General features: G+C 72.7%; 9 protein-coding genes. 1 reads left to right on the forward strand and 8 read right to left on the reverse strand.

Annotated features, from left to right (window positions below):
• Window positions 1-198: 198 nt before the first annotated feature.
• From AWW66_RS29535 to AWW66_RS29570, 8 genes are all read right to left on the reverse strand, one after another.
• Window positions 199-1983, reverse strand: a complete 1785-nt coding sequence (locus AWW66_RS29535) for a carbohydrate-binding module family 20 domain-containing protein (RefSeq protein ID WP_067373273.1) — start codon at window positions 1981-1983, stop codon at window positions 199-201.
• 268 nt (window positions 1984-2251) lie between these two features.
• Window positions 2252-4357, reverse strand: coding sequence for a cellulase family glycosylhydrolase (locus AWW66_RS29540; RefSeq protein ID WP_067373276.1), 2106 nt, complete (start codon window positions 4355-4357; stop codon window positions 2252-2254).
• Between the two features lie 163 nt (window positions 4358-4520).
• On the reverse strand, window positions 4521-5945 hold the full coding sequence (locus AWW66_RS29545) for a DUF6297 family protein (RefSeq protein ID WP_067373279.1): 1425 nt from the start codon (window positions 5943-5945) through the stop codon (window positions 4521-4523).
• The gene (locus AWW66_RS29550) at window positions 5942-6559 is read right to left on the reverse strand and encodes an ABC transporter ATP-binding protein (RefSeq protein ID WP_157528123.1); all 618 of its coding nucleotides are present in this window, start codon (window positions 6557-6559) and stop codon (window positions 5942-5944) included. The genes AWW66_RS29545 and AWW66_RS29550 overlap by 4 nt, the downstream gene beginning before the upstream one ends.
• Window positions 6560-6676: 117 nt before the next feature.
• A complete protein-coding gene (locus tag AWW66_RS29555) occupies window positions 6677-7432 on the reverse strand; it encodes an HAD family hydrolase (RefSeq protein WP_211272149.1) in 756 nt (251 codons plus the stop codon).
• Between the two features lie 45 nt (window positions 7433-7477).
• Window positions 7478-8536 carry a tryptophan--tRNA ligase gene (trpS, locus tag AWW66_RS29560; RefSeq protein ID WP_067373285.1) on the reverse strand — a complete coding sequence of 353 codons (1059 nt, stop codon included), beginning with the start codon at window positions 8534-8536 and terminating at the stop codon, window positions 7478-7480.
• Between the two features lie 118 nt (window positions 8537-8654).
• Complete coding sequence (locus tag AWW66_RS29565; protein WP_067373288.1) at window positions 8655-8867, reverse strand: hypothetical protein; 213 nt, start codon at window positions 8865-8867, stop codon at window positions 8655-8657.
• A 33-nt stretch (window positions 8868-8900) separates the two neighbouring features.
• On the reverse strand, window positions 8901-9350 hold the full coding sequence (locus tag AWW66_RS29570; protein WP_067373290.1) for a PRC-barrel domain-containing protein: 450 nt from the start codon (window positions 9348-9350) through the stop codon (window positions 8901-8903).
• 124 nt (window positions 9351-9474) lie between these two features.
• On the opposite strand from AWW66_RS29570, the gene AWW66_RS29575 reads away from it, so the two are divergent.
• Window positions 9475-9729: an SCO4848 family membrane protein gene (locus AWW66_RS29575; protein ID WP_067373293.1), complete on the forward strand. Its 255-nt coding sequence runs from the start codon at window positions 9475-9477 to the stop codon at window positions 9727-9729.
• The last annotated feature ends 664 nt before the right edge of the window (window positions 9730-10393 follow it).

Consider the following 10393-nt stretch of genomic DNA (forward strand, 5'->3'; position numbering starts at 1 on the left):
CCGACGTCCCCGCCCTGCTGCGCACCCACGCCGGCCCCCAGGCCACCATCGGCCAGTAACGACCGGCACCAGAACGGGTACGGCGGGGACGGGCCAGTCCGGGGGTCTGGTCCCCGCCGTACCGCCTCTCCGGTGGTGGGCCGGAGGGGCGGCGGGGGCGGCGCGTCACGCGCCACCCCCGCCACCCGGTCGTCGCGGCTAGTTCCGCCAGGTGTCGGTGAGGGTGAGGGTGCCGCTGGCGGGCACGGTGGCCCGGCGGTTGTCGCCGCCCTCCCAGGTCACCGCGCCGCCGGCGTCCTTGCGGAGGTACTTGTACTCGACGGTGGCCCCGGCGGGCAGCCCGAGGGTGGCCTGCCACTGCGGGTAGCTCGCCGGGTCCAGGGCGCGGGCGTTGGCCGGGTTCCACGATCCGAGGCTCGGGTGGTCACCGGTGACGAAGACGTTCTGCCCCCACGAGGTGGTGGCGGTGACCGTGAACCGCAGTTCGGTGGCCCCGGAGCCCGGCGGGCTGCTGGTCGGGCCGGTGGTCGGTTGGCCGGTGGCGCCGACGTACAGGGCCACCGCGTCGTTCGGCGGGACGGTCGCGGTGAACCGGCCCGACCCGTCGACGGTGTACCGCGTGCCGGTGCAGCCGCCACCCGGGGTCGGGTCACCGTGCTGCACGTCGCAGTAGGTGCCGGCCGGCAGGGAGGTCTGGAAGGTACGGGTCAGCGCGCCGCCCTCCTTGTTGATGGCGACGAAGGCGCGGTTGCCCCGGCCGAAGGCGATCTGGTTGTTGCCGTTGTCCCACCAGTTCGTCACGCCGGTGCCCCGGGCGGCGTTGCGGAAGCCGACCATGTTGGCGATCTGCGGCCAGGCGTGCTGGCACTTCCACCCGTCGGCGTAGCAGGCGTTGACCGTGCCGCCGTTGGGTGGGCCGGCGTCGTGGTTGCCGAACTCGTACCCGGAGTGCACGTGCGGGGTGCCGTACGGCCAGGCCAGCATGAAGACGCCGGCCAGGGTGTAGGCGGCCCCGTTCTTGTAGTTCAGGGTCTCCCCGTTGCGCTCGGTGTCGTGGTTGTCCACGAAGACGCCGGCCTTGCCGCTGGACAGGTAGCCCCAGCTCTCGCCGAAGGTGTTCAGGTACGCCAGCCGTTCGTTCAGGAAGATCCGCTTGAGGTCGCGGGCGTACCGGAACTCCTGGACGTCCCCGGTGCCGAGGTACTCGCCGGGCTGCACCGCCTCACCGGCGCCGTAGATGACCTCCTGGATCCAGTACGCGTTCGGGTTGCTCATCCGGGCGCGGATGGCGGCCAGGTCGGCGGCGGCCATGTGCTTGGCGGCGTCGATGCGGAACCCGTCGACGCCGAGGGAGAGCAGGTCGTTGAGGTACCCGGCGATCCGGCCCCGGACGTAGTCGGAGCCGGTGTTCAGGTCGGAGAGCCCGACCAGTTCGCACTCCTGCACGTCGTACCGGTTGCGGTAGTCGGTGATCGAGCTGCGGCAGGAGTGGAAGTCCTGCACCTGGTAGACGCCGGGGTAGGTGTACTTGCTGTAGGTGGTGCCCCCGGTCCCGGTGCCGGAGCCGGCGCTCATGTGGTTGATCACCGCGTCGACGATGACCTTCACGCCGGCGCCGTGGCAGGCGTTCACCATCGACCGGAACGCGGTCCGGTCCCCGAGGCGTCCGGCGATCTGGTAGCTGACCGGCTGGTACGAGGTCCACCACTGGCCGCCCTGGATGTGTTCCTGTGGCGGGGAGACCTGGACGAAGCCGTACCCCTTCGGGCCGAGGGTGTCCCGGCAGGCGCGGGCGATGGAGTCGAACCGCCACTCGAACAGCACGGCGGTGACGTCCTTGTCGCCGGCCGGTGCGGCCTGGGCGGCGGTGGTGGTGGCGGGCACGCCCCCGGCGACGACGGTGGCGGCGAGGGCGGTGACGGTGGCGGCGAGCAGGCCGACGCCGAGGCGCCAGCGGCGGTGCGGGGACGGTTCGGGCAACACCGGTTCTCCTCCGGGTGGTACGGACGGGACGGGGTGTCGGCTGCCACGGTCCCCCGCGCGGGGCGACGGACCGTGCCGGGGGTGGAAAGAGTTGCAGCAACTTCCCTGAAACTTGCCGGAAACTCTTGCGAAGAAAGTTACGTCCGTCACTTCGTCCACGTCAAGGCCCGGCCGTTCACGAACCGCCGCCGCACGCGGAACGGGCCGCGATCGACAGTCGATCGCGGCCCGTTCGGGCCGGAGGTCCGCGCCGGGCGCGGGACCGGGCTCAGGAGGTGGTGCCGGTGACGCTGCTCCCCGACTTGGTGACGTGGTAGGTGACCGTCGCGCCGCTCCAGAAGTGGAAGGTGAGGGTCACCCGGGCGCCGTCGTTGACCTCGCCGAAGAAGGTCTCGGTCAGGGTGATGCGGTTCCCGGTGTAGTCGGGGGCGAAGGTGACGTCGAACTCCTTGAACGACGTCCAGTTGTGCGGGCCGGCGTTGCTGCCGTCGGCGTACTTCGCCTCCATGGTGGCGAGCTGGTCACCACGGAACTGGGTCGGGATGGCGAACGCGGCCGTCGTCCCGGTGGCGTTCGACAGCACCGGCGGGTCGTGGCTGATGATGTCGATCCGCCACGGCACGCCGGTGGAGAACCGCGCCTGGAGGCTGGCGTTCACGCCGTACGCCCGGTTGCCGACCAGTCGGGTCAGCGCGCTGGCGGTGAGCGTGAGCTGGCTGCCGGAGACGGTGTAGTCGGTGCCCTGCACCAGGTTGGTGGTGCCCTGACGGAGCCCCTGGAAGGTGGTGCCGTTCAGGTTCAGGGTCAGCGACTTGGCGGTGATCGTTCCGGTCCGGGGCACGTACACCTGGTCGGACGAGGCGGTGCCGGAGCGGGTGGTCCAGCTCGACTTGATCTGGGCCCACAGCTCCGGGTCCCGCCACTGGAAGGTGGTCCGGTTGAAGTGCTGCCCGTTGTCCCAGAGCTGGGTGGTGAGCCGCCGCTGCTTGGCGTAGTGCCCGAGGAACTCGAAGAACTTGAGCTTCTCGCCCTGCTGGATGGTGCCGGTGTGCCGGTCGAAGCCGAGCAGACCGTACTCCCCGACGATCACCGGGATGTTCCGGGTGACGAAGGTGTTGTACACCCGGTCGAACTGGTCGGTCAGGTCCTTCTGGGTGGTGGCGTCGAAGCGGGTCCCCCCGGCGACGTTCACGCTGAACGGCCAGTACCCGTAGAAGTGCACGGTGGCGATCAGGTTGCGGTCGTTGAGCTGGGTGATGGTGGCCAGCAGCTCGTCGGCGCGGGCCTGGTCGGTCTGGGTGTACACGGTCGGCAGGACCAGCATCCGGGTGGCGTTGCCGCCCCCGGAGGCCCGCACGATCCGGTGGAAGGAGGTGTTCAGCTCGTTCAGCAGCTGGGCGTTCTGGGCGTCACCGGAGCTGTTGGCGAACTGGGGCTCGTTGACGCTCTCGAAGTGCAGCTTCGGCGAGTGGTCCTTGAACGCGGCGGAGATCTGGGTCCAGAGCGCGTTGTACCGGTTGAGGACGGTGGTCCGGTCCGTCGGCATGGTGTTGATCCACTGCCACGAGTCGTGGTGCAGGTTGATCATCACGTAGAAGCCGTCGTCGAGCGCCCAGCCGACGACCTCCTTGATCCGGTTCAGCCACGCCGGGTCGATGGTGTACGTCGGGGCCGGCCCGTGGTGGTTGCTCCAGGTGATCGGGATCCGGATGCTGTTGAAGCCCTGGGCCCGGATGTTGTCGAGCTGCGCCTGGGTGACCCGGGGGTTGCCCCACGCCGTCTCGTCGGCGCCGACCGCGTCGAAGGTGTTGCCGAGGTTCCAGCCGGGCTGCATGGCGGCCACGTAGGCCATCGCGTCACCGGCCGGCGGCGGGGTGGTCGGCGGCGGGGTGGTGACCGGCGGGGTGGTCGGCGGCGTGGTGGGCGGGGTGGTGGGGCCGACGCTGCCGGTGCAGGTCACGCCGTTGAGCGCGAACGACGTGGGGGCGTTGTTGGCGCCGGTCCAGGAGCCGTTGAAGCCGAACGACGCGGTGCCGTTGGTGCCGATCGCGGCGTTGTAGCCCACGTTGGTGGCGGTGACGTTCGCGCCGGTGGCGGTGACGGTGGCGTTCCACGCCTGCGCCACCTGCTGGCCGGAGGGGAAAGCCCAGGTCAGGCGCCACCCGTTGACCGGGTCACCGAGGTTGGTCACGGTCACGTTCGCGGTGAAGCCACCGGGCCACTGGTTGGTGGAGTAGTCCACCTTGCAGCCCGCCGCCGCGTGCGCGCTGACCGCGAACGTCATGCCGAGGCTGACCAGCAGCATGGTGAGCGCCCCGGTGAACATGCCGAGCCGCCATCGGGTCCTTCGTGTCGTGCCTCGTGTACCGGCCATGACGCTCCTCGCCTGGGTTCCCGCTGGGACGGGTTGCGGCAGGCGCCACCGCGAACGCGGCCGGCGCCCGATCGGGAACCGCAGATTAAGTTGGGATGACAAACTTTGTCAATCGGCGGAACCCTATATACGCAGGAGAAACGGCTCTGGTGTGGAATGTCGCTCAGGAGAGCACGAGCTGGGCAACCACCAGGACAGCCACCACGTCGAGTCCACGCAGGACCTGACTCAACAGGCCGACCGGGATCATCCCGAACGGGGTGTCCGCCACCGCCGTGTCGTAGTCCATCGGCCGCCGGGTGGCGGCCCGGTGCACGGCGACGACGACACCGGACACCAGGATCGCGTCCAGCCAGCCCGGCTGCGCCCCACCGACGGGCAGCGTCGCCAGCCACCACAGCGCCGCCCCCACCGCCGGCACGACGACGTGCGCCACCTGGTTGCCGCCGTCACCGCCGCCCAGCACCCGCCGCAGGCCGGGCGAGCGGCTCACCGACCGCAGGCCGCCGGCCAACCGGTCGGCCGCCAGGTACGCCCCGACCACCTGCGCCGACCCGGCGACCGACGGCACCGCCACGGCCACCGCGTACTGCACCAGGATCACCGCCGCCCACGCGGCGAGCGCGCCCGGGTGCCGGCCGAGCCGGCGTACCTCCGCCTGGAGCAGCACCCACCAGCGGCGGCCGGCGCGGAACCGGCGGCTGTGGACCCGGCCCACCCCGCGCCACCGGCGGCTCTCCACCACCGCGGCGAGCAGGGTCGGGTCCAGCATCACCGCCGCCGTGGCCGCCGCGTTGGCGAACTGGGCCCCGGTGGTCAGCGCCGCCCGGTCCACCCGGGGCAACGCCCGGACCGCGCGCACGGTGAGCACCACCGCCAGCGGCAGCCCCACCACGACAGCCCCCCCCGCCAGCCAGGCGCCCGGCCGGCCGAGCCGGCCACCAGCGAAGTGACTGACGACGACGCCGACCGTCAGCAGCACACCCCCCACGACCAGCCCCGCCCCGAGCAGCCGGGGCCAGCGCGCGGTGACCCGGCTGGCCTGGGCGAGCACGGCCGCCGCCAGCGCCGCCGTCGCCCACCCGCCGCCGGCCAGCGCCGCCACGGCGAGGTCGCCGCCGCCGTCGGCCCGCGCGACGAACGCGAGCCCCACGCCGAGCAGGGCACCCCCGCCGCCCACCGCACCGAGCAGGACGACGAAACGCGGCAGCAACCAGCCCCGCCGGTCGACCGGGGCGCCCGCCGCCCAGCTCTGCGCCGCCGCGCTGACCAGCAACGGACCCACCGCGCGCAGCGCCCGCCAACCGAGCCCGGCGACGGCCAGCAGGGCGGCCACCGCGATCCAGTACCGCTCCCCGGGGTCGGCCGCGCCACCGGCCGGGGAGCCCAGGTAGGCGCGCAGGTCGCTGACCAGCGCCCAGCCGTACATGGCGACGAAGAGGACCACCAGGTACACGTCGGTGAGCAGGTCACCGAGACCCCGGTGGTGGTGCCGACGACGGGCCCGCCGCAGCCGGGCACGGAGCTGTCGGGCGGTCGGCACGTCCGGCGGCGCCGCCGTCCGGTCGGGGGTGGCGGCGCTGGTCATCCCCCGATCTCGATCCGGCTGTCGGCGACCGCGTCGATCAACTCGGCGTCGTGCGAGGCCATCAGCACGGCGGTACCCGTGGCCCGCTCGTCGCGCAGCCGGTCGGCCAACCAGGCCCGGCCCCGGACGTCGAGCCGCTGCTCCGGCTCGTCGAGGACGAGCAGGCGGCGCGGGCGGACGAAACAGGACGCCAGCGCGAGCCGGCGTCGTTGGCCGCTGGAGAGGGTGGCGGGCAACTGGTCGCGGGCCCGGTCCAGCCCCAGCTCGGTCAGCACCTCGGCGACCGGCTCGACCGGCCCGCCGTGCGCGTAGGCGAGCAGTTCGAGGTGCTCCACCACGGAGAGGTCCGGGAAGAAGTCGATGTCGTCGAGCGCGGCGGCGACGAAGGAGCGGACCCAGGCATCGGTCTCGTACGCCCGCCGGCCGTCCACCAGCACCTCGCCGTCGTCCGGGCGGTCGGCGCCAACGACGCAGCGCAGCAGGGTGGTCTTACCCGAACCGTTCGGCCCCACCACGACGGCGATCCGGCCCGCCGGGACGGTGAAGCTGACGTCGTCGAGCACGACCAGGTTGCCGAACCGCCGGCACAGTCCCCGTACCGTGAGTGCGTCCACGAGGTACCACTCTGCCACCCGCGCCCGCGTCGACCGGCCGCGTGCCGACCCGTCGGTGCGCCGCCCCGCCGACACCGGCCACCACGACCGGGAACCCGGTGGCCCCGGCCGGAGGGCTCAGCCGGCCAGCGCCCGGTTCAGCAGCTCCAGCAGCCCGTGGCCGTCCTCGATCCGGGCGTCCGGGGCCACCTCCGGCACCGGCCGCTCCCGGTCGGTCCGCGGGGAGCGCATCAACACCACGGCGGCGGCACCGGCCCGCCGGGCGCAGACGACGTCCCGCTGCACGCTGTCCCCGACGAACCAGCACTCGCCGACCGGTACCCCGACCGCGCGGGCGGCCATCCGGGCCAGCTCCGGATTCGGCTTCCGGGGACCCGCCTCGTCGCTGTAAAACTGCGCCGTGAAGAGGTCGGCCAGCCCCGCCTGGGCGAGGAAGTCCCGGTGCGCCGCCCCGCAGAGGGTGTTGCTGACCACCGCCAAGGGCAGGCCGGCGGCCACCGCCGCCCGCAACGCCGCCGGGATCCCCGGCCGCACGGCCCACTCCGCCCGCCAGGTCAGCGCGTACGCCAACGGGCTGGCCTCCCGCTGCACCGCCTCCCGGGCGGCCGGCGGCCAGCCGGCGGTGACGAAGTCCCGCCACATCTGCGCGTGCCCCACCTCGACGGAGACCTCGGTGTTGCCGGCCCCGTCCCGCCACGCCGCGTACGCCCGGCTGCCCGCGCCCAGGTCCCCGGCGATCCGGTCGGCGGGAACCGCCCCACCGGTCACCTCGTGCAGCCGCGCGACCAGCTCGGGCGGCGCGGGCGGCTGCGTCGGCGCGTCCGCGAGGACACCACCGAAGTCCAGCAGGAGGGCGCGGGGTGCGGGAAGCATGGCTGCCATCCTGCCGTACCCCGCGCCCTGCGGGGTGAGCGCCGGTCAGGCCGGCGCGACCGGTCGCGCCCGGGACCGCTCGGCCCGCCGCCGGAGCCGGCTGTACGCACTGGTCAACCCCATCGCCCGGCGCACCTCCAGCAGGGTCTGCCGAACCTGCGCCCGGGTCCGCTCGGTGCCCTCGACGATCAACTGGTCGACCAGCCCGGGGTCGGCCTCGTACCGGGCCCGGCGCTCCCGGATCGGATCGAGGTACCGGTTCAGCGCCGTCGCCAGCTTCTCCTTGACCTCGACGTCACCCACCTGGCCGGCCTGGTAGCGCCGCTTGAGCTCGGCCACCTCGGCCCGGTCGGCGTTGAACAGGTCGTGGTACGCGAACACCGGGTTGCCCGCCACGGTCCCCGGCACGTCGGCCCGGACCCGGTTCGGGTCGGTGTACATGCCCCGCACCTTGCGACGCACCTCGGCCGGGGAGTCGGCGAGCGCGATGGCGTTGCCCCGGCTCTTGCTCATCTTGCCCCGACCGTCCGTCCCCACCAGGGTCGGCGTCGCCGAGCTGATCAGCTCCGGGACCGGGAACACCTCCCCGTAGAGGTGGTTGAAGCGGCGGGCGATCTCCCGGGTCACCTCGACGTGCGCGGCGTTGTCCCGGCCGACCGGGACCACCTGCCCCTTCACGCACAGGATGTCGGCGGCCTGGAGCACCGGGTACCCGAGCAGCCCGTACGGCATCTCCTCCTTGCCGGCGTCGCGGGCCATCTCCTTCAGCGACGGGACCCGCTCCAACCTCGGCACCGTGACCAGGTTCTGCAGCAGCGTGTTCAGGTCACCGACCTCGGGTACGGCGGACTGGAGGTAGAACGTCGCCCGCTGCGGCTCCACCCCGGCGGCCAGCACGTCGGTGACCATCTCCCGGGCGTTGTCGGCCACCCGCTCGATGTCCTCGCGGGTGTTCCTCGTGGTGAGCATGTGCAGGTCGGCGATGATGAAGAAGCTCTCGTACCGGTGGTGCAACCGGACCCGGTTGGCGATGCTGCCGACCAGGTGACCGAGGTGCAACCGCCCGGTCGGGCGGTCTCCGGTGAGCATGCGTGCGACGGACATGGCGGGACGCCTCTCGTACGGTGGGAACTGCGGAAACGCGCGGGCGCGCGCTGACCGGGGCGAACGTCGCCCCAGGTGGGCCGGGGCGGTCGCCCCGGGCAGGGTCAGCCGGACAGGCTCACTGAGCCGGTCGCCATCGCGCACCGTCGCGGAACCGCATCCCGCCGGCGCGGAGCACGTCGAGGATCCGTTCCCGGCCGTCACCGATCCGTACGTCGAGCGTCTGCCCCGTACCGTCGACCGGTCGGGACGTCGCAGGTCGCAGCACTGCCGCCGGGGGACCGCCGACCGGGTCGACGGGCGCCGGCAGACTGCTGCGCGGACAGGCCATGCGTCCCACGGTAGCCCCAGACCGGGGTCGGGATCAGCCCCGCCGGTAGCTCTCCATGTAGTACTCCCCGACCCGCGCGCGGTGGTCGGGCCGGCGCAGCTCCGCCGGGTCGACCGTCGGGGAGTCCTTGACCTGCTCGCGGCTGCGGTCGACGTGGACCACCCGGTCCAGGTGGTCGACCCGGGCGACGGTGCCGGCGGGAAGCAGCACCTTCCGCCCGAAGATCCACGGGCCGGTCTCCACCACCAGGTAGCTCGCGTCGGTGTCGTAGCTCGCCTCGTCGATCGACCCGACCCGCCCGTCGGTCGCCTCCACCCGGTACCCGACCAGGTCGATCGGGGTGCCCGGGCCGGGCGCGTCCGGGCCGTCGTGCCCACCGTCGGGCTGGTCGGTCGGCCCCCGCGACGGCGTCGTGTGGTCGTAGCCGCCAGCGAGGGCGGAGGGGTCGCGCCAGGTCCACGGGCTGAAGGTCGGGCGCTGCATCGCCGGCCACCTCCGGGTCGTCGTCCGGTCACTGTCGTCGCTCCGGTATCCAGTGCCCCGGGCGGCGGGCCGGAAAACCGCACCTCGGCGGGGTGCCGCGAGACCGCTGGCATACTCGGGACCCATGGTGCTGTCGCGTGGCTGGGCCCTGTTCCTGATCGGTGTCGGGGTCTGGACCTGGGCGATCTGGCCCCGGTTCGCGGTCGCGATCTGGCAGGACGAGCGGGCCTGGGCCAGCGGGACGGTCGGGGACTGGCCGGCCACAGGCTTCCTCTGGATCCACGCCCTGCTGATCGTCTCCTCCCTGGCCATCGGGACCACGGTCGGTCTCCTCGGCGTTCGGGGTTGGCGGGCGGCCCGCCGCCCTGCTGACCACTGACCGTCGGTCTGTTGACGGCTGGCCCGGCGGACGGGCTACGCAGGGTGACCGGCCCGCCAGCGTGATGCCCTCGGGTCGACACACCTGTGAGGCATATTCATACCTGCGAGGTATGTCGCTCGTCCGCATCACGTCGACCGGACTCCGGGCGACGTGCGGCAGCGGCGGAGTCCCGCCCCACCTGTCGCTACCCTCCGTCTATCTCCGCAGCTCAACGGCGTGGTGACGCGCGCCCCTACCCCCCGATTTGACGATCAAACTCGGGACGCGTAACTTTCTCTCTGCCAGCGCGGAACGGACGAACCGGGCGAAAGCCCAGAGGCCGGAGGCTGGCGGACAACCCCGAGGTTGGACGGGCTCAGCCCGAACGACAGCGGGCGGGTGGTGCCCCTGGAGCGGTCGCGAGGCCGATTTGGTGTGGCGGAACCGACCGGGTAAGGTTGTCGACCGGCAGCAAACCGGGCCAGCTCGCGGGAGACCGCGGCGGCCGGACTGCCAAACCCTGGGCCGTATGCAACAGCAAGCTGCTGCGCGCTGCCCCGGGTGTAGGACCCGTACGAACCGCGACAGACCGGGACACACGGTTTGACACGGAGCAGACGGTGAGGTAACGTAGTAAAAGTGCCCGGCGCGAGAGCGGCGGGGACGCGGACGAAATGCCCCG

This window comes from Micromonospora rosaria (assembly GCF_001567585.1).
Taxonomy (GTDB): Bacteria; Actinomycetota; Actinomycetes; order Mycobacteriales; family Micromonosporaceae; genus Micromonospora; species Micromonospora rosaria.

Bases quoted from the DNA above. Each gene is read 5' to 3' on its own strand.
- AWW66_RS29540 (WP_067373276.1), bottom strand. From the start codon at position 4,357: ATGGCCGGTACACGAGGCACGACACGAAGGACCCGATGGCGGCTCGGC.
- AWW66_RS29545 (WP_067373279.1), bottom strand. From the start codon at position 5,945: ATGACCAGCGCCGCCACCCCCGACCGGACGGCGGCGCCGCCGGACGTG.
- AWW66_RS29555 (WP_211272149.1), bottom strand. From the start codon at position 7,432: ATGCTTCCCGCACCCCGCGCCCTCCTGCTGGACTTCGGTGGTGTCCTC.
- trpS (WP_067373285.1), bottom strand. From the start codon at position 8,536: ATGTCCGTCGCACGCATGCTCACCGGAGACCGCCCGACCGGGCGGTTG.
- AWW66_RS29565 (WP_067373288.1), bottom strand. From the start codon at position 8,867: ATGGCCTGTCCGCGCAGCAGTCTGCCGGCGCCCGTCGACCCGGTCGGC.
- AWW66_RS29570 (WP_067373290.1), bottom strand. From the start codon at position 9,350: ATGCAGCGCCCGACCTTCAGCCCGTGGACCTGGCGCGACCCCTCCGCC.
- AWW66_RS29575 (WP_067373293.1), top strand. From the start codon at position 9,475: ATGGTGCTGTCGCGTGGCTGGGCCCTGTTCCTGATCGGTGTCGGGGTC.